This is a genomic window from Egibacter rhizosphaerae, from assembly GCF_004322855.1.
Classification (GTDB): domain Bacteria; phylum Actinomycetota; class Nitriliruptoria; order Euzebyales; family Egibacteraceae; genus Egibacter; species Egibacter rhizosphaerae.
This window is the reverse complement of record NZ_CP036402.1, coordinates 843216-863504: the sequence shown is the minus strand read 5'-3', so window position 1 is coordinate 863504 and position 20289 is coordinate 843216. Positions and strand designations below refer to the sequence as shown.

Sequence of the window (20289 nt, the reverse complement as noted above, 5' to 3'; positions counted from 1 at the left end):
GCGTCGCTGCTGGGCAACGCGGCGGGCGTCCTCTGCCGAGGACCCCACCGGCTCGAACAAGGTCTGTGGTCGGCTCTAGGTGACGTTGATGTCGCGCCGTCGCAAGGCGGCTCGACCGAATAGGACGAGCGCGGCTGCGATGGTCGTGAGGACGAGCAGCGCGGTGACTTCGACGTCGCCGCCGGGTAGCTCTGGTACGTGGTGGAAGGGGGAGAGGGCACGGGCGCCGTCGGGCAGGTCCAGCGGGTCTGCCATGAAGGCGACGATGGCGGCGTAGCCGAGGACGGCCCAGCCGAGGGGGGCGAGGCGAGGTGCCAGCCCGTACAGCGCCACGGTGGCGCCAACGATGAGCCACATGGCGGGAACGAGGGCGAGTCCAGCGCCGAGCATCGAGGGCACCCACGAGGCGTCGCCCAGCTGGATCCCGGCGACGATGCCCATGGCGGTTGCGGTTGCGAGCAGGACGGCAGCGCCACCGATCATCGCGACGGTGAGGTGCCCGCTGGCCCAGCGCCAGCGGGTGATCGCCGTTGCGAGCAGCGGTTCCGCACGGCCGGCGGTCTCCTCGCTGCGCAGCCGAGACGCCGCGGCGAGCGCGTAGCCAGTGGCGAGCAAGCCGAGCAGCGACATCACGATGCTGAGGAACGCCTGGGTCAACGCGCCATCCTCGGCGGCGCCGAAGAACTCCTGCAGCTCGGGGGCCTCCTCGAGGAACACCTCGACCTCGCCGACCAGGGAACCGAATATCGCCCCGAACGCCACCAGTCCGACGCCCCAAGCGGCCAGCTGGGTCCGCTGCAGTCGCAGGGCGAGGCCACTTGGGGTCGCCAGCCGCCTCGACGCCTGCGCGGGACCAGGGCGTGGGGGGAACAACCCGGCGGTGACGTCGCGGCGGTTCTCCAGTGCGTAGGCCGCTGCCGTCAACAGCACAGCGAACGCGACCGCCAGCAGCAACGGCCACCAGCGTTCGTCGACGTAGGCGCGGGTGGACTGCGCCCACCCGATCGGCGAGGCCCACGACAACACCCGGTCGTCGCCGATGTCACCCGCGGCTCGCAGCACGAACGAGACTCCGAGCGTCGCCACGCCGATCCCGATCGCGCCGCGTGCGTGCTCGGTGAGCTGAGCTGCCACCCCGGCCACCCCCGCGAACGCGATGCCGGCTGCGGCCATCGACAGGCCGAGGGCCCACGAGCCAACGGTCGAGAGCTCGGCGAGGCTGGCCGCCAGGGCGAGCGCGGTCAGTGCGCCGATCAGCAGGTTGACGCCCACGGTCACGGCGAGCGCCGCCGTCAGGGCCGCATGGCGGCCCACCACCGCCGCACGGACCAGCTCGGCACGCCCCGACTCCTCCTCGGCGCGGGTGTGACGAACGACCATGAGGATGCTCATCAGCGCGAGGGCGACCGCGCCGTAGATCATGTACTCGTTGGCGACCATCGCGCCGACGGTGTAGTCCTCGGCGCCGTAGCCGGGTCCGGAGAAGATCGTCAGCACGGGGCTGCGCACGAACTCGCCTCGTGCCTCGAGCTCCGCGGCGGTCGGGTACACCTCGGGCACGCTCGCGGCCGAGGCCGTGACGAACCCGACGATGCCGACGGTCCAGGCCGGGATGCGGATGCGGTCGCGCCGCAGGACGAGGCGCGCGAGGGCGCGGGTGCCGGCGAACGATCCGCCGCGAGGGCCCGCGGAGGGCGCGGACACGCTCGCAGGTGCGCTGCCTGGGTTCACGGTCGAGTGGCTCACGGCCGGTCCCCCTTGGTCGCGCGAGCGAGGTCGTGCTCGTAGTGGCGCATGAACAGCTGCTCGAGGGTCGGGGGATGGCTGGTGAGGCTGCGGATACCGAGCTCGTGCAGCCGCCCGATGGCCTGGTCGAGGTGTTCGCTGTCGACATCGAAGGCCAGACGGTGGCCTTCGACCTGCAGGTCGTGGACACCTGGGAGCTCGCCGAGGCCGTCGACGCCATCCCGCGTCTCGGCGGTCACCGCCGTGCGTGTCAGGTGGCGCAGCTGATCGAGCGTTCCGGCTTCGACGATCCGGCCGCCCCGGATGATCGACACGGCACTGCACAGCCGCTCGACCTGGCCGAGGAGGTGGCTCGACAGCAGCACCGTCGCTCCGGCGGCCCGCACCTCGTCGATCGTTTCGGCGAAGACCGCCTCCATCAGCGGGTCCAGCCCTGCCGTGGGCTCGTCGAGCACGAACAGTTCGACGTCGCTGGCCAGGGCCGCCACGATGGCCACCTTCTGGCGGTTGCCCTTGGAGTAGGTGCGCGCCTTCTTCGTCGGATCGAGGTCGAAGCGTTCGCACAGCTCGTCGCGGCGCCGTCGGTCCACGCCCCCACGCAGCCGGGCGAACACGTCGATGGCCTCTCCGCCCGTCAGGCCTGGCCACAGCTCCACGTCGCCGGGCACGTACGCCAGCCGACTGTGCAGCGAGACCGCGTCGGCCCACGGATCGCCGTCGAAGACCCGCACGGCGCCCTGGTCCGCCCGCAGCAACCCCAACAGGACGCGGATGGTCGTCGACTTGCCCGCACCGTTCGGACCGAGGAACCCGTGCACCTCCCCCCGCTCGACGCGCAGGTCGACGCCGTCCAGCGCCCGAGTGCGGCCGAAGTCCTTCACCAGTCCGTCGACGGCGATCACCGTGTCCATGGGCTGCCTCCTCAGGTCCCCTCCGATCCTGCGACCTTAGCCGATATCTTACTGGCGTGCAAGTAAATTACTGTTGCGACAGTAATCGAACGCCATGCCTCCCAAGGACCTTGCCTGGGTACAGATGCTGGTGGGCAGAGCGACGGCGGAGGCGAACGCGATGTGGGTAGTCGGAGGCGTGGTTGTCGTAATCGTGCTAGTCCTCCTCGCCGTGTGGCTGTGGCTGCGGCTGGCGCGACAGGCGCCCCCGCCCGAGCTCGAGGAGGAGACCCCCGGACCTCCCGAGGAACGCGATCGCACCTGGGACCCGCGTGAGCGTTACGACGACTGAGGCGGACCGGAGGCCCGCGCCGAGCTGTGGGCCGAGATCGAAAGGCTCGCCACCGAGGAGGGGCTCACCGTCCTGCTGACCGGGGCGCTGGATCGCGCTGATCAGCGGCAACCTGAGCTACCTCGGGGTCGTCTCCCTCGTGTAGACGCTGATCGTCTTCGGCGTCGGGATCCTCCTCGGTGCACGCTACGACGGCGGTGTGATCGGGGTTGCTGCGGTGGTGCTGATCGCGCTGCTGCTCGCGGCGCTCTTCGCCGCGCTGTCCTGCGCGATGGCCTTGCAGGTGCGCTCCCAGGAGGCACTGACCGGGATGTCGAAGATGCTGGCGCTGCCGCTCGTCTTCCTCTCGTCGGTCCTGATGGCCATCGAGCTGCTGCCGGACTGGATCGGCACGGTGGCGTTCTTCAACCCGTCGACTGGGCCGCGGTCGCCAGCCGCGAGGCGCTGACCGCCGCGCCCGACTGGGGCGTGGTTCTCAGCCGCGGCGGGCTGCTGATTCTGTTGGCGCTCCTCACTGCCGGGTGGGCGACCCGGAGCTTCCGCAGCTACCAACGCGCGCTGTGAGGCGCTGGTCCGACCGAGCAGGGTCCGGGCGTCGATCCCGCTTAGATCGTCGAGGGCTGCATCCTCAGGTCCCCTGCGGTCCTGAGGACGGCCCTACCGATACCTTACTGACGTGAAAGTAAAATACTCTCGCGACAGTAACCGAATGCGTACGCTTCGGTTCAGGCGAGACACCCCTGCGAGGAGGCGGCGATGGCAGACGCAGCATCGGAACCACGGCGCAACGGGCGGAGCACCGACACCCACCAGCGCATCCACGAGGTCGCCCTCGACCTGTTCCTTCAGCGGGGCTTCTCGCACACGACACTGCAGGACATCGCCGACGAGCTCGGGCTCACCCGCGCCGCGCTCTACTACCACTACCGGTCCAAGGACGACCTGATCGCCAGCTTGATCCAGCCGGCCAAGGACGCGGTGGACGCCTTCCTCGACCACGCTCAGCGCACCGACCCGCCCGCTCGCGAACTCCTCGAAGGCTTCTTCGACCTCAACTACCGCCACCGGCGGATCTTCCTCGCGCTGGTCCGCGACCCGACCGGGCTGGGCAGCGTCGACGCCGAGGGCTGGGTCACCGAGCTGGCCGCCACGGCCCAACGGCTCCTCGCCGGCGACGACCCGACCCCGGACGGGCGGATCCGCGCGGTCGTCGCGATCAACGGGCTCAGCCGCTGCGCGACGGTGCTCCCCGACATCCCCCACGACGAGTTGCGCCGACGGTCCGTGGACCTGGGCTTGCAGATCCTCGAGGACCAGCGCTAACCACCGTCGATCGCCCGGCCACGCGTGCGAACCGCGCTGCGCGTCGAGGTCCCGGGATCCTCCAGGGCGGGGACTGCCGGTTAGTGAGGGCGGCTGCTCGAGGTCATGGGAACGGCGGCGCAGATGGTGTCGTCGTGACAGTCGATGGGGTCGAGGGCCGCGAGCCGTTGGCGCAGCGCGAGGAGCTCGGCGCGGGTGCGCTCGAGCTCGTCGAGGCGGCGGGTCACCTCGCCGAGGCGGTGTTCGACCAGGTCGGCGACGTGGGCGCACGGGGGGTGGCCGCCGTCGCGGACGGCGAGGACCTGGGTGATCTGGGCCAAGGTGAGCCCGGCGGCCTGGGCCTGGCGGATGAAGCCAACACGGCCGATCGCCGCGTCCGGGTAGTCGCGGTATCCCGCAGGGGTGCGGTCGGGTTCGGCCAGGAGCCCCTCGGCCTCGTAGAAGCGCAGGGTCTTGGCGCTCGTCCCGGTGGCGGCAGCCAGCTCACCGATCAGCATCGCGAGTGCTCCCTTGACCTTCCAGTGCGATGGAAGCTGCACCCTCAGCGTAGCGAGTCCTGCGACCAGGGCCGGGAGGCTGAGGATGACGACGGTGCGGTTGCTCTACTTCGACGGGTGTCCGAACTGGCAGAACGCCGAGGCTCGGTTGCGGGCGCTGCAGGCCGAGGCGGGCTTCGAGCTCGAACGCCAGAGGGTCGAGACCGCCGAGGACGCCGAGCGGCTCGGCTTCCGTGGGTCGCCGACGGTGCTCGTCGACGGGGTCGACCCGTTCGCCGACGGCACCGCACCAATCGGGCTGGCGTGCCGCGTGTACGCGACCTCTGACGGGCTGCACAGCGCGCCGACGGTCGAGCAGCTACGGGCGGTGCTCACGTGACACGAGCGGGTCGTTTCAGGCGAGGTGGTCTTTCAGGAAGCGGACCGTTGCCTGCCAGGCGGAGGCTCGCGCGCCGGTGTTGGCTGCGGTTGTCCCGCCCATCTCGAAGGTCACACCGGGTCCGGGTGAGGTGGTGGTCGTGAACGGCGTGCTGGGTGGGCCGGCGATCGGGTGACCGGCGCCTCGGAGCGTCTTGTGCTCAACGGGGTAGGGATGCGCACTGAGCCGGTCGATCGCGACTTGCGTGTACTCCCTGCTCGGCCACATCCGGTCGTCCTCTGCGCAGATGAACAGCGCTGCCCCCGCGATGTTCTCGACCTTGATGTTGACTTGTTCGAGCAGTCCCGGATCCGAGGGCAGGACAGGGTAGGCGAGGCTCAACGGGACCGGAACGCCGCGCTGGATCAGATCGCCGAGCTCGTCGGACACCACGTTCGGCAGATAGGGCAACGCCTGGCCGTCGAGCGTCCACGAATTGGTCGGCGTACGCAGGATGTCGAGCAGGTTGCCCTGCCGGAAATCGATTCCCTGGGTCACGACCCCGCTGCCGACCACGCTGACGACGGCCGCGACCCGTTCGTCGTGCGCAGCAGTGAGCAGGGCCGCCTCAGCACCGCGTGAGCCGCCCGCGACACCGAAGCGTTCACCGGAGGCCGGCTGCGCCGCGAGCACGTCCAGCGCCCTGAAGAAGTACTCGAGGGGGATGTCGACCAGCCCAGGGGGCAGGCTCGATGCGCCGAAGTACGCGAGCGCCAACGCGCTGAAGCCCTCGGAGGCCAGTGCTCGCGCGTCCCGCTCGTGTAAGCCGCCCTCAGAGCCGCCGAGCAGCAGTACACCGGGCGCAGGGCCCGGTGCGCGCGGTGCGCACAACACCCCGACGAGGCCGTGCGTGTCCACCCGCTGACTCGTCACCTCCATGTCGGTCATGCCACTGGTCCTCACTTGGCTTTCCACCGCTTCGTTCGGGAAGATCACGCTATGGCCCGATGCGGAAAGGGCCTGTCCGCTGACCGAGGCTCAAGGCCCGGAACGCGACATCGGGACCCTTGAACCCGATACGGGACGGGTAGCCCTCGGGCAGACCCCGCAACTGCTCGGTCGGGAGGACGCCGTGGACATCACCCCGCTCTTGCAGCCCGGCGGCAAGATCTTGCTCGTTGTCGCCGACGGGCTCGGTGGCATGGCCGACGCCGTGCACGACACCGAACTCGAGCAGGCCGACACCCCTCACCTCGACCGTCTCGCCGCCGAGGGAGTGACCGGCCTCGCCACACCGGTGCTCCCGGGCATCACCCCCGGTTCGGGGCCCGGACACCTCGCGCTGTTCGGCTACGACCCGCTCCAACACGAGCTCGGTCGTGGGGTCCTGTCGGCCACCGGGGTCGAGTTCGACCTGCGCCCCGGTGACGTCGCCGCCCGGGGAAACCTGGCAACGTTCGACGACGACGGCAATGTGGCCGACCGTCGCGCCGGCCGCATCGATGACGCGAAGGCCGAGCCCCTCGTCGCGCGTCTCGACGAGGGGGTCCGGATCGACGGCGTCGAGGTCTTCTTCCGTCACGAGGCCAGCCACCGGGTCCTGCTGGTGGTCCGTGGCGAGGGCCTGGACCCACGGGTGTCGGACACCGACCCCGAGATCGAGGGCCGCCCGCCGAAGGCTCCCGAGGCGCTCGACCCGGCCGCCCGACACACCGCCGAGGTGGTCGCCGAGGTCGAGCGCCAGGTGCGCGAGCTCCTCGCCGGAGAGCCGGCCCACGGCCTGCTGCTGCGTGGCTTCGACACGTTGCAGCACCTACCGAGCTTCACGGATCGCTACGGGCTGCACGCCGCGACCGTCGCGATCTACCCGATGTACCGGGGCGTGGCCCACCTCGTGGGCATGGACCTGCTCCCGCGGCCTGACGACCTCGATGGCCAGGTCGCGGCGATGGCCGACCACTGGGACGACTACGACTACTTCTTCCTGCACCACAAGTACACCGACGAGGCCGGGCACGACGGCGACCGCCCGCGGAAGGTGGCCGAGATCGAGCGCCTCGACGCGGCGATGCCGGCGATCCGCGACCTCGCCCCCGACGTGCTCGTCGTCACCGGCGATCACGCCACCCCCACGCAGCTGCACGCGCACTCGTGGCACCCCGTGCCCGTCCTGATGTGGGGACCGCACGTGGGTCGCGACCACGTTGACCGGTTCGGCGAGCGCGCCTGCCTGCAGGGCGGGCTCGGCCAGCGCCCGACCCGGGAGTTCATGCCGCTGGCCCTCGCCGCCGCCGGGCGCCTTCGCAAGTACGGCGCATGAGTGGAGGCCCCGACCCCGCGGGGCCCGCTTGGCGTCGGCTCACCGCACACCGGCGATGGCTCGACGACGAGTTCGTGAGGCTCCTCGGGTTTCCGACCGAACCCCGCCATCCCGACGGAGGCTTCGCCTGGCTCGACGCGACCGGGCACCCGGATACGCGACAGCCGGTGCACACCTGGATCGCCGCCCGCATGACGCACGTGCACGCGCTCGCGCACCTGCGGGGGCTGCCGGGGTCGGGACCGCTCGTCGACCACGGGGTCGACGCGCTGCGTGGGCTGCTTCGCGACCCGTTCCACGGCGGCTGGGTCACACACAGCGGCCCGGACGGCCAACGCAAGGACGCCTACACCCACGCGTTCGTGGTGCTGGCGGCCAGTAGCGCGACCGCGGCCGGCCGGCCCGGGACCCGCGCGCTCCTCGACGACGCGCTCGGGGTGCTCGCCGACCGGTTCCTCGAGCGTTCCAGCGGCCTCGTGACGGAGTCGTTCGCCGCGGACTGGACCGACGAGGAGGCCTACCGCGGAGCGAACAGCAACATGCACACCGTCGAGGCGCTGCTCGCCGCCGGCGACGTGACCGGCGAGCCCGCCTGGCACGGGCACGCCCTGGGGATCGCGAGCTTCCTCGTCGACGACGTGGCCCGCGCCCACGGATGGCGCCTGATCGAGCACTTCGACCGTGGCTGGGCTCCGCAGCCGGAGTACCGCGTGGACGAGCCCGATCACCCCTTCCGCCCGTACGGGACCACCGTGGGTCACTGGCTCGAGTGGGCCCGTTTGCTGCTGCACCTGGAGGCGTCGTTGGACGAGCCGCCCCGGTGGCTGGCCGAGGCCGCGCAGGCGCTGTTCGCCGCCTCGGTGGAGGCGGGCTGGCAGTCCGACGGCGTGCCGGGGTTCCCCTACACGCTGGGATGGCGGGACGAGCCGGTCGTGTGTGCACGCTTGCACTGGGTCGTGGCCGAGGCGATCGGCGCGGCCGCCGCCCTGCACGAGCGCACGGGCCATCCCTCCTACGAGACCTGGTACCGCACCTTCTGGGATCATGCGGCTCGGTACTTCATCGACCCGGTGCACGGCAGCTGGCACCACGAGCTGACGCCCGACCTGCAGGTCGCTGCCGGCACCTGGAGCGGGAAGCCGGACCTCTACCACGCCGCGCAGGCGTGTCTGTTGCCCCAAGCGCGCCTGGCCCCGGCCCTCGCGCCACAGCTGGCCGAGCCCGCGGTCGCTGAGCCCGCCGGTCGCTGAGCCCGCCGGTCGCTGAGCGCGGCGGTCGCTGAGCCCGCCGCAGCGGCCGGCCGTACGCTTCGTTCGACATCCTCGACCGGGAGGGGCGGTTGTGACGGCGCTCAAGGACCACGTCGATCCGCGGATGGTGGAGGGGCTCGCCGCAGAGTTCGCTGCCAGTGACACCGACTTCCCCGCCGCCGCGTTCGTCGAGCGGGCGACCGAGGGGCTCGAGGAGCTGGAGCTCATGGGGCGCGTCCGCCACGTCGCCGACGCGCTGGAGCACGCCCTGCCCACCGAGCCCGCCGAAGTCGTGGCCGTGTTCGACGCCGCGCTCGCTTCCGAGTCGTTCCGGGGCTGGATGCTGTGGCCGTGCGCGGAGGTGATCGGCCGGACGGGCCCCACCGAGCCCGAGACGGTCATCCCCTTCATGGCCCGGCTCACGCCACGGGTTTCCTGCGAGTTCGCGATCCGGCCGTGCATCGAGCAGGTCCCGGAGATCACCTTTGGCCACCTTCACCAGTGGGTCGACCACCCGGACGAGCACGTGCGGCGGCTCGTTTCCGAGGGCACGCGCCCGCGGCTGCCGTGGGGTACGCGCCTGCGAGCACTGCAGGCCGATCCCGCACCGGCCATCGCTCTGCTCGACCGGCTCCGCGACGACCCCTCGGGCTTCGTGCGCCGGTCGGTGGCGAACCACCTCGGCGACGTCGTGAAGGACCATCCCGAGCTGGCCCTCGCGACCGCGGAGCGGTGGCAGCGTGAGGGTGGCCGCCACGTCGACGAAGTGGTCCGCCACGGTCTGCGCACCCGTATCAAGGCCGGCGACGCGGCGGCACTGCGCCTGGTGGGCTACGACGGGGACGCCCCCGTGCGGATGCCGCACCTCGCGATCTCCCCTCGACGCCTCGCCATCGGGGAGACGGCGACGCTCGGGGTCGAACTGAGCGCTGACGGGCACCGGGCCGTGCCCGTCGTCGTCGAGTACCTCGTCCACTATCTCGGTGCTCGGGGGCCGAGGAAACCCCAGGCCTACCGGCTCGCGGAGCGGACGCTCCAGCCCGGCGAGACGTGTGCGCTCCAGCGTCGGCACACGTTCGCGCACGCGTCCATCCGGACCCTCCATCCGGGGCGTCACCTCGTGGAGGTCCAGGTCAACGGGCGCGTGCTCGGTGCGGACGCCGTCGAGATCACCGAATAGCCGAGCAGCCAGCGGAGCCGGGGCGGGCGGGCGCCGGTGGCCGAGGCGTGCGGCATGTTGCGCGGCCAGACCCGAGGGGTAGGCTCGTGAGCGCGTCGAAGCCCCCGGTTCGTCCGGGGGCTTCTGTGTGCGCACCTCCCGTCGCCAACGCCCGAGGTCTCGCCATGCCCGCCCGCACCGACCTGCGCAACGTCGCGATCGTGAGCCACGTCGACCACGGCAAGACCACCCTCGTGGACGCGATGCTCTGGCAGAGCGGTGCGTTCCGGGCGAACCAGGACGTCGCCGAACGCGTGATGGACTCCACGGATCTGGAGCGTGAGAAGGGCATCACGATCCTCGCGAAGAACACGGCGGTCCAGCACGGCGAGGTGAAGATCAACGTCGTCGACACCCCGGGCCACGCGGACTTCGGGGGAGAGGTCGAACGCGGCCTCGCGATGGTCGACGGCGTGGTCCTGCTCGTCGACGCGTCCGAGGGGCCGCTGCCCCAGACCCGCTTCGTTTTGCGAAAGGCCCTCGCGGCCGACCTGCCGATGATGCTGGTCGTCAACAAGGTCGACCGCCCCGACGCCCGGGTGGACGAAGTCATCGACGAGGTCTACGAGCTGTTGTTCGATCTCGGCGCGACCGAGCAGCAGATCGAGTTCCCCATCGTGTACTGCGTCGCCCGGGACGGGCAGGCGAGCCTCGACCCGGGCGAGCGGGGCACCGATCTCGCCCCGCTGTTTCGGACCCTGCTCGATCACGTCCCTGCGCCCACCTACGACGACGGCGCGCCGCTGCAGGCACTGGTCACCAACCTCGATGCCTCCCCCTACGTCGGCCGGATCGCGCTCTGCCGGGTCCATCAGGGCACGCTGCGCCGTGGGGAGCAGGTCGCGTGGTGCCGGCGTGACGGCAGCGTCGAGCGCGTCAAGGTCACCGAGCTGTACGTGACGGAGGCGCTCGACCGTGTCGACGCGGCGGAGGTCGGGCCCGGGGAGATCATCGCGATCGCCGGCCTGTCCGAGGTCACCATCGGTGAGACCCTCGCCGATCCCGAGCACCCGAACCCGCTGCCGGCGCTGACCGTCGACGAGCCGAGCCTGTCGATGACCGTCGGCACCAACACCTCGCCCTTGGCGGGGCGCGACGGCGACAAGCTCACGGCGCGACTGCTCAAGGCCCGACTCGACACCGAGCTCGTCGGCAACGTGTCGCTGCGCGTCCATCCGACCGAGCGGCCCGACACGTGGGAGGTGCAGGGTCGAGGTGAGCTCGCGCTCGCCGTGCTCATCGAGACGATGCGCCGCGAAGGATACGAACTGACGGTCGGGAAACCGCAGGTCGTGACCCGCGAGATCGACGGCCGGCTGCACGAGCCCGTCGAGCGCGTGTCGGTCGACGTGCCCGAGGACTACCTGGGCGTCGTGACGCAACTGCTCGCGGTGCGGAAGGGCCGCATGGAGCAGATGATCAACCACGGCGCCGGCTGGGTGCGGATGGAACACCTCGTTCCGGCCCGCGGACTGATCGGTTTCCGCACCGAGTTCCTCACCGAGACACGGGGCACCGGCTTGATGCACCACGTCTTCGAGGGCTACGAGCCGTGGCACGGGGAGTTGCGCACCCGGGCGAGCGGCAGCCTCGTCGCCGACCGGCGCGGCACCGCGACCTCGTTCGCCCTGTTCGGGCTGCAGGAGCGAGGCCGGTTGTTCATCGAGCCCGGCACGGAGGTCTATGAGGGCATGATCGTCGGCGAGAACGCCCGGCCCGAGGACATGGACGTGAACGCCGCCAAGGAGAAGAAGCTGACCAACGTGCGTTCGGCGACTGCCGACGAGCTCGTCCGGCTGGCCCCGCCGACGGCCTTCAGCCTCGAGCAGGCGCTGGAGTTCTGCGGGGCCGACGAGTGCGTCGAGGTGACCCCGGGCGCGGTCCGCATGCGCAAGGTCGAGCTCGATGCGACCGTGCGGGGCCGGCAGGCGAAACGCGCGAAGCAGCGGGCCTGAGTTCGCGGGCGGGACCTACCCCTCGCCGTACGGCTCGGGCCCCTTGGCGATCGGGGCACGGACGAGGTTGCCCCACTCCGTCCACGATCCGTCGTAGTTGCGGACGCGTTCGTGCCCGAGGAGGTGGCGGAGCACGAACCACGTGTGGCTCGACCGCTCGCCGATCCGGCAGTAGGCGATCGGGTCCTCGTCGCCCGACAACCCCTGCTGCTCCTCGTAGATCTCGCGCAGCGCCTCGACCGGCTTGAAGGTGCCGTCCTCGTTCGCCGCCTGCTTCCACGGCACGTTGACCGCACCGGGGATGTGCCCACCGCGGAGCGCGCCCTCCTGCGGGTAGTCGGGCATGTGGGTGCGCTCGCCCGTGTACTCCTGGGGGCTGCGCACGTCGATGAGCGGCCGGTCGGCGTCGAGGTGGCCCTCCACGTCCTCGCGGAAAGCTCGGATCGCCTCGTCGTCGCGAGTGACGACCGGGTACTCGCTTTCCCGGCGCTGGGGCTTCTCCCGAGTGAGCGGGCGCTCCTCGGCCTCCCACTTCTGCCGCCCCCCGTCCAGCAGGCGCACGTCGGGATGGCCGAACAGCGCGAACACCCAGAGCGCGTACGCCGCCCACCAGTTGAAGTTGTCGCCGTAGAACACCACGGTGTCGTCGCGGTGGATGCCCTTGCTCCGCATGAGTCGCGCGAATCCCTCACCATCGAGGTAGTCCCTGGTGACCGGGTCCTGCAACTCGGTGTGCCAGTCGATCTTGACCGCGCCGGGGATGTGCCCGGTGTCGTACAGCAGCACGTCCTCGTTGCTCTCCACCAGCACGAGGCCCGGCTCGTCGCTGGCGGCCTCGTCGAGGCGCTCGACCACCCATTCGGTGCTCACGAGCATCCCGGGGCTGGCGTACTCCTGGAACTTCGGGGTCGGATCGTGGTCGGTCATCCTCGGCTCCTTCGTCGGTTCGCGCCCGCACCCCGGGGCCGGCGCGGCGACGGCGGGAGGCGCGGACGCGTGCGTGTCGGTACCGTGAGGTCCGGGTGCGGTTGTGCCCACGTTGCCCCTTGCGTATCGGGGGCGGGACCCGGGAAACAGGAGGAACCCGGTCCCGACGCCACCATCGTCGGCACGAGAAAGGGGGAGTCCCTGTGAGCCTTCCAGTTCCGCTCGAGGCCGTGGTGGAGGACTTCGCCTCGCTCCCGCCGGAGCTGCGGATCGAGGTGCTGCTCGAGTACAGCGACCGGATGCCACCGCTGGCGGAGCGCTTCAAGGACGCGCCTCTCCAGATGGAGCAGGTGACCGAGTGCCAGACGCCGTTCTTCCTCGCGACCGAACTCGACGACGAGGGGCGCGTGCACATCCACTTCGACTGTCCCCCGGATGCGCCCACGCAGCGAGCCTTCGCCGGCCTGCTCGCCGAGGGATTGAACGGCGCGACCCCGGAGGAGGTCCTCGCCGTGCCCCGCGACTTCTACACGCGGATGGGGCTGGCCGACACGATCAGCGCGCTACGCCTGCAGGGTCTCGAGGCGATCCTCGCGCGGGTGCAGCGCCAGGTCGAGTTGGCCCGGGTCGCGTAGCGGTTCAGCGGGTCTCGTCGAGCAGGCGCTCGAGGGCGGCCAGCAGGAGCCGGACGTTGCGTTCGTCGCACGAGTGGCCCATGAGGCCGATCCGCCACGCCCGCCCGGCGAAGTCGCCGAGCCCGCCGCCCACCTCGATGCCGTACTCCTTCAGCAGGCGAGCCCGCCACGCGGCCTCATCGACACCGTCGGGCAGGCCCACGGTCGTCAGCTGCGGGAGGCGGTGACCCTCCTGGGCGAGCAGCGGCAGTCCCAGCTGGGTGAGTCCGTCCTGCAGCAGGCCACCGAGGTGCGCGTGCCGGGCGATCCGTGCGTCGACCCCCTCCTCGAGCACGAGGTCGAGTCCCTCCGCAAGGCCGTAGATCATCGACACCGGTGCGGTGTGGTGGTACGTGCGCCCGCCCTCGGCGTCCAGGTAGCCGAGCAACAGCGTGAGATCGAGGTACCACGACTGCACCGGCGAGGCCCGGCCGCGGACCTTGGCGACCGCGCGGTCGCTGAAGGTGACGGGTGAGAGGCCTGGCGGGACCGACAGGCACTTCTGGGTCCCTGAGTAGCCGGCATCGACCCCCCATGCGTCGACCGCCACCTCGACCCCCGCGAGGCTCGTGACGCAGTCGAGCAGCAGCAGCGTGTCCTCACCACGCAGGGCCTCCCCGATCTCCGCGACCGGCTGGTGCGCGCCGGTGGAGGTCTCGGCGTGGACGAGCGCGGCGACGGCGGGACGGCGTTTCCGGACCTCCTCGAGGAAGGCCTGCGGATCGATGATCCGTCCCCACGGCGCCTCGACCGTGTGCACGTTCGCGCCCGCTCGGCGCGCGACCTCGGCGATGCGCCCACCGAAGACCCCGTTGACGCCCACCACGACGTCGTCGCCGGGCTCGACGAGGTTGACGACCGTGGCCTCCATCCCGGCACTGCCCGTGCCCGACACCGGGAAGGTCACCCGGTTGGAGGTGCCGAACAGGGTGCGGAGTTGCTCGCCCACGCGGTCGAGGAGCGGGGTGAAGTCCGGGTCGAGATGGCCGATGAGGGGATGGCCCAGTGACTGCAGGACCCGGGGATGCACATCGCTGGGGCCGGGGCCCATGAGGATTCGGTCGGGGGGATGCATGTCTGTCCGTTGCCGTCGACGTCCTGCACTCTCGGCCCGAAGCCTATCGGGGGGCCGCCGGTCACGGCCAATGCCGCCCAAGGGAGCGGTTCGGTGGGGTCCCGACGGCGCAGGCATCGATCCCTCGCGGGGCGGGAACCGTGGGGCGGCCGTACGGGAACACCTCGCGAACTCGTCCGCGAGCCTCCGTGACCCGAGGGCACGAGGGTGCCGAGGATGTTGCGTCGCTTCGACCTGGCCGCCGAACGGATCGCCGAGCGGACCTCGACGGACCGTGAGCGTTACCTGGACTTTCTGCGAGTCGTCGCGATCTCCCTGGTCGTCCTCGGACACTGGCTCGTCCGCGTGGTCACCGAGCAGGACGGGGAAATGCGGTCCGACTACTTGTTGGTCGCCGAACCGTGGACACAGTGGGCGTCGTGGATCTTCCAGGTGATGCCGCTCTTCTTCATCGTGGGCGGCGTCCTCAATCTGCGGTCCTGGCGGCGTGCGCGTGAGCGGGGAACGGGCGCCGTCGCCTGGACCCGGACGCGTGCACGTCGCCTGTTGCGTCCCCTCGTCCCGCTGCTCGTCCTGTGGCTCGTGCTCGCCGCGATCCTGCGGTTGGCCGGCCGCGACGACGTGCTCGCGTTCAGCACCGAGACGGCCATCATCCCGGCGTGGTTCCTCGCGGCGTACTTGCTGGTCACCGCGCTGACTCCGGTGGTCGCCGACCGAGGCGACCACCGCGTCCTCGTCGCGCTCGTCGCAGCGGCCACGGTGGTCGACGGGCTGCGGTTCGCGGAGCCCGCGGCGCTCGCCTGGGTGCCGGAGATGGGGGGCGAACCCCTGTTCGCGACGCTGAACTTCGTGTTCGTGTGGGTGGCGGTCCACCAGCTGGGCTTCAGGTGGTGCGACGGGCAGGTCCCACAGCGTGGCGTCTCCCGAGCGGCGCTCGTGCTCGGCGCGCTCGTGGTACTGGGCGGCCTCGTCCTGGCGGGCTACCCCCGCTCGATGGTGCAGGTACCGGGCGAGGAGCTCTCCAACAGCACGCCGCCGACGATCGCGCTGTTCGCGCTCGGCGTCGCCCAGCTCGGGGTCGCCCTCGTGGCACGCGTCCCGGTCGAAGGCTGGCTCGAGCGGCTGCGCCCCTGGGGGGCGGTCGCCTTGCTCGGGTCGCGGCTCATGACCGTCTTCCTGTGGCACCAGACCGCCATGCTCACCGTCTCGACGGTCGCGGTCGTGTTCGAGCCGTGGCCGCTCGCCGCCGAGATCGACGCGACCTGGTGGGCGACGCGCCCGCTGTGGCTCGCCGCGTGCGTCGCCGTGCTCGTCCCCCTCGTCGCGGTGTTCGGGCGCTTCGAGCGGGTCGGGGACGCGCCGCGGAGCACGCTCCCGCCACGCGCGGCTGCCGTGAAGACCGCCGCCGCGGTGGTGGTGACGAGTGCCTCGCTCGGATGGCTGATCGTCGGTGGGCTCACCGACCCGGAGGGGCCCCTGCGGCTGCCGGTCGGGCCGCTCGTGGCCCTGTTGGTCGGCATGGCCGCCCTGGGTGTACTGGGCGGGCGCCACACCCGCCGCGTGCTGGCCGCCCTGGGGAGCGACCGGGGGGCGTCCCGGCGTCGTGTCCGCGCAGGCCCGAGGGATCGGTCGGGGGAGGCCTAGTGGGTCGAGACCACCACGCCGCTGGCGACGAGGACGGCGAGGATCCAGACGTAGATGCTGAACACCCGGAATCGCGCGCGGTACAGCAGGCGCAGCACCCCCCAGAGCGCGACCGCGCCGACGGCGGCGGCGATCACGAAGCCCACGGCGAACGCGCCCGCGTCGACGAGCAGCGGCTCTCCTTCGCGCGCGACGAGCAGGGCCTGCACGCCGGATGCGGCGACGATCGTGGGGATGGCCACGAAGAAGCTGAACTCTGCCGCCCAGCGGCGGCGTAGGCCCAGCAGCAGGGCGCAGGCGATCGTGAGCCCGCTGCGTGACAGCCCCGGCAGCAGCGCGATTCCCTGGGCGGCCCCGATCCCGATCGCGACGAGCGGGGTGATGCCGTCGAGTCCCCGCCAGCGCGGGCCGACCGTGTCGGTCCACCAGAGGATCGCGCCCGTCAGGGCGAGGTTGCCCGCGATGATGGGGGGCGCGCCGAACACGCCCGTGCCGGTCTGCAGGACGACCACCCCGATGGCGCCGGTGGTCGCCACGGACAAGAGGCCCATGCCGACGAGGCGCAGGTAGCGTCCCCGGCGGCCCTCCCGCGTGCCCAGCAGGCCACCCACGTCCGCGCTGGCTCCGACGAGCAAGCGTCCCAGGCTGCGTCGCAGCACGAGCGCCACCGACACCATCGTGCCGACGTGCACGACGAGGTCGAACAGGATCATCTCGGGCGACTCCGGCGGGGGGAGTGCCGAGCCCCGATCGATGAGCCACTGCTGTGCGAGTGCCAGATGGCTCGTCGAGCTGACGGGGACGAACATGAACAGGCCCTGGATCGCCCCGAGGATGATCGCCTCCCAGAGCGTCACGAAGCCTCCCCCGGTGCACCGGCCCTCACGAGGCCTCCCCGGTGGGCTCCTGCCGCTCGCCTCGGGCGTCGTCCCCGGGGAGGTCGCCGGCCTCCTCCTCGAGTTCTTCGGCGCCCAGCTGGCGCAGGCGCAACCCGAGCTGATCGAGCCGCCGATAACCGATCACGCGACCGAGGGATACGGCGACGGTCTCGCGAGCCAGCTGGCGCAACTCGTTGACGCCGGAGAACGGGCTCGCGGTGGTCGCCGACACGTGGGCGTCGAGCCCGACCTCGCGAGCGATCGCGCGGATCCGGTGGTTGTGGAACGGGTCCGAGACGAGCAGGACCCGGTCGAGCCCCTCGTCGGCCAGGAACCGGGCGGTGGCGGCGATCGAGGCGTAGCTGGTTCCCCCGGTCGTCTCACGCTCGATCACATCGCCCGGCATCCCCCGCCCTTCGAGGTAGTTCGCGCTCGCGGCCGCCTCCGTGTACCGATCGCCCGCCTGTCGGCCGCCCGTGACGACCACGAGCGGCGCGTACCCCGCCTCGTAGAGCTGGAGGGCGTGGTCGAGTCGCCCCTGCAGGGCGGCGGACGGACGCCCGTCGTACTGGGCCGCGCCGAGGACGACGATGGCGTCGGCGGAGCGCGCGGCGTCCCGCGTCGTCGACCACCACACCTGCACCCCGGTGACCACCACGTAGCCCGCGAGCAGCACGATCGCCACGAGGACGGCACGCATGACCCAGCCCGTGCGCCGGCGCGTGCGGCCGGTGGCGGCGTCACGCCGGGTGCGGGCAGCAGAAGCGGGCTCCGGTTGTCTGCGGGGTGCGGTCTTGCTCGACACCTCGCCAGTGTCGCGCATCAGCACCCGCCGAGTAGCCTTCCCGGGCGTGCCCACCCGACCCACCGCCCCGGAGGACTGGCACGTGCCCGTCTTCGGGCCGCAAGCCGTGCCAGCGGTCACGGCCACGGCTCGCCGGCCCCTCGGCGACCGCGGTGAGCTCGCCGTCGTCCTCGCGCCGGGAGCCGGCTCCGATCGTCACGACGCCCCGCTCGCCGTCGTCGCCGATCGCCTCGCCGCGAGGGGTCACCCGACGCTGGTCCTCCAGTTCGCCTACACCGAGGCGGGTCGCGGCCGCCCTGACCCCCTCGAGCGATGCGGAGCGGTCTTCGCGGAGGTGGCGGGCCACCTGCGCGAACGCCTCGGCGATGAGCGCCCGCTCATCCTGGGCGGCCGGTCGATGGGCGGTCGGGTCGCGAGCCTGATCGCCAGCGACGAGGACGAGCCGGTCGCGGGAGTCGCCGGGGTGGCCCTGCTCGCCTATCCGCTCCATCCGGCCCGTCCCCTGCGCGACGCCGAGCCGGTCCCGCGGGAGCGGCTGCGAACCGCCCACTGGCCGGACCTGCGTGTGCCGAGCCTGTTCGTCCAGGGCGATCGCGACCGGCTGTGCGACCTCGCGACCCTCGAGGCCGAGCGTGCCGCGCACCTCGAGGCCCGACGCACCAGCGTGCACGTCGTCGCCGGGGCCGATCACGGGTTCGAGCCTCGGCGTCGTGACGGGCGCGCCACCGCGGACGTGCACCGCGAGGTCGCGGAGGTGGTCGGCGACTGGGTCGACGGGCTCGCCGACCAGGGCCGCGCCACGTAGGCCGTGCGTTCGTCCGCCGCCTTGCTTAGGCGGGCCGCAGGAGCCGCAGCGCGCCGATCAGCCCGGGGTCGGCCATGGCGATGGCCTGGTCCCACGAGAACCACGCCACTTCCGGGCTCTCGTCCGGCGGTGGCGCCGGCTCGTCCGAGCTGCCGGCGTCCGCGACGAGCAGGTAGCGCAGATCGAGGTGAACGTGGCCGGTGACCACGACGTCGTGCACGTCGAGGTGGACCGGGCGGGGACCGCCGCTCGGGTGCGTGACGGTCACCCCGGTCTCCTCGGTGGTCTCCCGCGCCGCTGCTTGGGAGGGGACCTCTCCGTGATCGATGTGCCCGCCGGGCTGCATCCAGGCCCCGGTGCGCTTGTGGCGGTGCAACAGCACTCCGCGCGGCCCGATCACGAGCCCGGAGGCGGTGACGTGGACGGGGTCGGCCTCGCGGTCGAACGGGCGTGTCAGGGTGGCCAGCGCCGTCCGGAAGCGTTCGAGGGCGCTCGCTTCGCGCTCGTCGGTGGGATTCCACCTCTCGAGGAGCGAGGCGAGTTGCTGCGGCGTGGCGGCGGGATCGTCGACGGCGCGGAGCTCGGTCACGCGAGCGTATGGCGAGGTCACGGGCAGCCTTCCCCCTGGCACCGGTCCGGCCCGGGCCACACCCCGTCAGCTTACGTTGCTCACCGGGACCTGTACAGCCGTTAGTCGAGCCTCTCGACGTAGACGAGCTCGGCGGCATCGGGCGCGAGCGCGAGCGCTTCGACGGCTTCCCCGTCGAGCGGGCGCAGTGTCACGCCGGTCGGGCCGGAGGACAGCTCGACGCGGGCGCCCGGCACGATGCCGTGGCGGACGAAGTCGCTCATCGTCGGGACATCGCCCTGGAGCATCTCGCTGATCCGAGCGATGCGAGCCCGTTGCACCTTGCGCGCCGCCTCGGCGAGGGTCGAGAGGCCGGCCCGGGCAGGTGGGTGCACCGTGTCGGCGGCCCGTTCCTCGTCGCCGGGGGAGGGGATCGGATTGCCGTGGGGGCAGCGATCGGGTTCCCCGAGCAACTCGGCGATGCGCTGCTCCACGTGATCGCTGATCACGTGCTCCCAGCGGCAGGCCTCGTTGTGCGACAGCTCCCACTCGACCCCGATGACGTCGACGATGAGCCGCTCGGCCAGCCGGTGCTTGCGCATGACGCTCATCGCGATCTCGCGCCCCTTCTCGGTGAGCCCGAGGGTGCGGTCTGCGGCCATGCGCATGAGCCCCTCGGCCTCCAGCCGGGTCACGGTTTCGCTGACGGCGGGGGCCGAGAGGCCGAGCCGCTCCACGAGCCGGGCGCGGATCGGTGTGATGCCCTCCTCCTCGAGCTCCCACACCGTTCGCAGGTACATCTCGGTCGCGTCGATGAGGGGTGTCACAGACGTCCTCCCGGGCCCACCCGATCGAAGAGTCAACCCGCGACCGTGTCCGGTTCGGGGCACGCGCATCGTAGCCCACGGTCGCGACCCGTTCTCGATGCGGCCCGCCGGACGGGTGGGGCGGCGGGCCGTGGCGGCCCGGGCGGGCTCGTCGTCGCTATCATCAGCGGTTGCGC

At 71.7% G+C, this 20289-nt stretch carries 21 protein-coding genes; 11 read left to right on the top strand and 10 right to left on the bottom strand.

Annotated features, from left to right (window positions below):
* Positions 1 to 75: 75 nt before the first annotated feature.
* The gene (locus ER308_RS04030) at positions 76 to 1746 is read right to left on the bottom strand and encodes an ABC transporter permease (protein ID WP_131153795.1); all 1671 of its coding nucleotides are present in this window, start codon (positions 1744 to 1746) and stop codon (positions 76 to 78) included.
* Entirely contained in the window at positions 1743 to 2657 is a 915-nt protein-coding gene (locus ER308_RS04025; RefSeq protein ID WP_131153794.1) for an ABC transporter ATP-binding protein, read from the bottom strand. The genes ER308_RS04030 and ER308_RS04025 overlap by 4 nt, the downstream gene beginning before the upstream one ends.
* Positions 2658 to 2817: 160 nt before the next feature.
* On the opposite strand from ER308_RS04025, the gene ER308_RS21360 reads away from it, so the two are divergent.
* From ER308_RS21360 to ER308_RS04010, 3 genes are all read left to right on the top strand, one after another.
* On the top strand, positions 2818 to 2988 hold the full coding sequence (locus tag ER308_RS21360; RefSeq protein ID WP_165491804.1) for a hypothetical protein: 171 nt from the start codon (positions 2818 to 2820) through the stop codon (positions 2986 to 2988).
* 199 nt (positions 2989 to 3187) lie between these two features.
* Positions 3188 to 3436, top strand: coding sequence for an ABC transporter permease (locus tag ER308_RS21965; protein WP_240731952.1), 249 nt, complete (start codon positions 3188 to 3190; stop codon positions 3434 to 3436).
* A 308-nt stretch (positions 3437 to 3744) separates the two neighbouring features.
* On the top strand, positions 3745 to 4311 hold the full coding sequence (locus ER308_RS04010; protein ID WP_131153793.1) for a TetR/AcrR family transcriptional regulator: 567 nt from the start codon (positions 3745 to 3747) through the stop codon (positions 4309 to 4311).
* Between the two features lie 80 nt (positions 4312 to 4391).
* Here the strand turns inward: ER308_RS04010 and ER308_RS04005 are convergent, their stop codons facing one another.
* On the bottom strand, positions 4392 to 4808 hold the full coding sequence (locus tag ER308_RS04005) for a heavy metal-responsive transcriptional regulator (RefSeq protein ID WP_131153792.1): 417 nt from the start codon (positions 4806 to 4808) through the stop codon (positions 4392 to 4394).
* 85 nt (positions 4809 to 4893) lie between these two features.
* On the opposite strand from ER308_RS04005, the gene ER308_RS04000 reads away from it, so the two are divergent.
* A complete protein-coding gene (locus ER308_RS04000) occupies positions 4894 to 5187 on the top strand; it encodes a DF family (seleno)protein (RefSeq protein ID WP_131153791.1) in 294 nt (97 codons plus the stop codon).
* Between the two features lie 15 nt (positions 5188 to 5202).
* On the opposite strand, the gene ER308_RS03995 is transcribed toward ER308_RS04000, so the two are convergent.
* Complete coding sequence (locus tag ER308_RS03995) at positions 5203 to 6114, bottom strand: acyl-CoA thioester hydrolase/BAAT C-terminal domain-containing protein (RefSeq protein WP_131153790.1); 912 nt, start codon at positions 6112 to 6114, stop codon at positions 5203 to 5205.
* A gap of 184 nt (positions 6115 to 6298) precedes the next feature.
* On the opposite strand from ER308_RS03995, the gene ER308_RS03990 reads away from it, so the two are divergent.
* The 4 genes from ER308_RS03990 (at position 6299) to typA (ending at position 11910) form a co-directional block, all read left to right on the top strand.
* A complete protein-coding gene (locus ER308_RS03990) occupies positions 6299 to 7486 on the top strand; it encodes a 2,3-bisphosphoglycerate-independent phosphoglycerate mutase (protein WP_205745888.1) in 1188 nt (395 codons plus the stop codon).
* Positions 7483 to 8736 (top strand): AGE family epimerase/isomerase, encoded by a 1254-nt coding sequence (locus ER308_RS03985; RefSeq protein WP_131153789.1) that lies wholly within the window; start codon positions 7483 to 7485, stop codon positions 8734 to 8736. The genes ER308_RS03990 and ER308_RS03985 overlap by 4 nt, the downstream gene beginning before the upstream one ends.
* Before the next feature lie 91 nt (positions 8737 to 8827).
* A complete protein-coding gene (locus ER308_RS03980) occupies positions 8828 to 9916 on the top strand; it encodes a DNA alkylation repair protein (protein WP_131153788.1) in 1089 nt (362 codons plus the stop codon).
* Positions 9917 to 10080: 164 nt separating this feature from the next.
* A complete protein-coding gene (gene typA, locus ER308_RS03975; RefSeq protein ID WP_131153787.1) occupies positions 10081 to 11910 on the top strand; it encodes a translational GTPase TypA in 1830 nt (609 codons plus the stop codon).
* Positions 11911 to 11925: 15 nt separating this feature from the next.
* Here the strand turns inward: typA and ER308_RS03970 are convergent, their stop codons facing one another.
* The gene (locus tag ER308_RS03970; protein ID WP_131153786.1) at positions 11926 to 12837 is read right to left on the bottom strand and encodes a sulfurtransferase; all 912 of its coding nucleotides are present in this window, start codon (positions 12835 to 12837) and stop codon (positions 11926 to 11928) included.
* Between the two features lie 203 nt (positions 12838 to 13040).
* On the opposite strand from ER308_RS03970, the gene ER308_RS03965 reads away from it, so the two are divergent.
* Positions 13041 to 13472, top strand: coding sequence for a SufE family protein (locus ER308_RS03965; RefSeq protein ID WP_131153785.1), 432 nt, complete (start codon positions 13041 to 13043; stop codon positions 13470 to 13472).
* 4 nt (positions 13473 to 13476) lie between these two features.
* On the opposite strand, the gene ER308_RS03960 is transcribed toward ER308_RS03965, so the two are convergent.
* Positions 13477 to 14586, bottom strand: a complete 1110-nt coding sequence (locus ER308_RS03960; RefSeq protein WP_131153784.1) for a pyridoxal-phosphate-dependent aminotransferase family protein — start codon at positions 14584 to 14586, stop codon at positions 13477 to 13479.
* 216 nt (positions 14587 to 14802) lie between these two features.
* Between ER308_RS03960 and ER308_RS03955 the strand changes: the two genes are divergently transcribed.
* Complete coding sequence (locus tag ER308_RS03955) at positions 14803 to 16230, top strand: acyltransferase family protein (protein WP_131153783.1); 1428 nt, start codon at positions 14803 to 14805, stop codon at positions 16228 to 16230.
* Here ER308_RS03955 and ER308_RS03950 read toward each other — a convergent pair.
* Positions 16227 to 17087, bottom strand: coding sequence for an undecaprenyl-diphosphate phosphatase (locus ER308_RS03950; RefSeq protein ID WP_131153782.1), 861 nt, complete (start codon positions 17085 to 17087; stop codon positions 16227 to 16229). The two genes, ER308_RS03955 and ER308_RS03950, sit on opposite strands and share 4 nt — an antisense overlap.
* 25 nt (positions 17088 to 17112) lie before the next feature.
* The gene (locus ER308_RS21960) at positions 17113 to 17913 is read right to left on the bottom strand and encodes a YdcF family protein (protein ID WP_205745887.1); all 801 of its coding nucleotides are present in this window, start codon (positions 17911 to 17913) and stop codon (positions 17113 to 17115) included.
* 46 nt (positions 17914 to 17959) lie between these two features.
* Here ER308_RS21960 and ER308_RS03940 point away from each other — a divergent pair, with 46 nt between their 5' ends.
* Complete coding sequence (locus ER308_RS03940) at positions 17960 to 18718, top strand: alpha/beta hydrolase family protein (protein ID WP_131153780.1); 759 nt, start codon at positions 17960 to 17962, stop codon at positions 18716 to 18718.
* A 25-nt stretch (positions 18719 to 18743) separates the two neighbouring features.
* Here the strand turns inward: ER308_RS03940 and ER308_RS03935 are convergent, their stop codons facing one another.
* A complete protein-coding gene (locus tag ER308_RS03935) occupies positions 18744 to 19307 on the bottom strand; it encodes an NUDIX domain-containing protein (protein WP_165491803.1) in 564 nt (187 codons plus the stop codon).
* 101 nt (positions 19308 to 19408) lie between these two features.
* On the bottom strand, positions 19409 to 20113 hold the full coding sequence (locus tag ER308_RS03930; RefSeq protein ID WP_240731951.1) for a metal-dependent transcriptional regulator: 705 nt from the start codon (positions 20111 to 20113) through the stop codon (positions 19409 to 19411).
* Positions 20114 to 20289: the final 176 nt, after the last annotated feature.

What these genes read in the sequence shown, in the direction of transcription:
- ER308_RS04025 (WP_131153794.1), bottom strand. Translation starts at nt 2,657, where the DNA reads ATGGACACGGTGATCGCCGTCGACGGACTGGTGAAGGACTTCGGCCGC.
- ER308_RS21360 (WP_165491804.1), top strand. Translation starts at nt 2,818, where the DNA reads ATGTGGGTAGTCGGAGGCGTGGTTGTCGTAATCGTGCTAGTCCTCCTC.
- ER308_RS04010 (WP_131153793.1), top strand. Translation starts at nt 3,745, where the DNA reads ATGGCAGACGCAGCATCGGAACCACGGCGCAACGGGCGGAGCACCGAC.
- ER308_RS04005 (WP_131153792.1), bottom strand. Translation starts at nt 4,808, where the DNA reads ATGCTGATCGGTGAGCTGGCTGCCGCCACCGGGACGAGCGCCAAGACC.
- ER308_RS04000 (WP_131153791.1), top strand. Translation starts at nt 4,894, where the DNA reads ATGACGACGGTGCGGTTGCTCTACTTCGACGGGTGTCCGAACTGGCAG.
- ER308_RS03995 (WP_131153790.1), bottom strand. Translation starts at nt 6,114, where the DNA reads ATGACCGACATGGAGGTGACGAGTCAGCGGGTGGACACGCACGGCCTC.
- ER308_RS03985 (WP_131153789.1), top strand. Translation starts at nt 7,483, where the DNA reads ATGAGTGGAGGCCCCGACCCCGCGGGGCCCGCTTGGCGTCGGCTCACC.
- typA (WP_131153787.1), top strand. Translation starts at nt 10,081, where the DNA reads ATGCCCGCCCGCACCGACCTGCGCAACGTCGCGATCGTGAGCCACGTC.
- ER308_RS03970 (WP_131153786.1), bottom strand. Translation starts at nt 12,837, where the DNA reads ATGACCGACCACGATCCGACCCCGAAGTTCCAGGAGTACGCCAGCCCC.
- ER308_RS03960 (WP_131153784.1), bottom strand. Translation starts at nt 14,586, where the DNA reads ATGCATCCCCCCGACCGAATCCTCATGGGCCCCGGCCCCAGCGATGTG.
- ER308_RS03955 (WP_131153783.1), top strand. Translation starts at nt 14,803, where the DNA reads ATGTTGCGTCGCTTCGACCTGGCCGCCGAACGGATCGCCGAGCGGACC.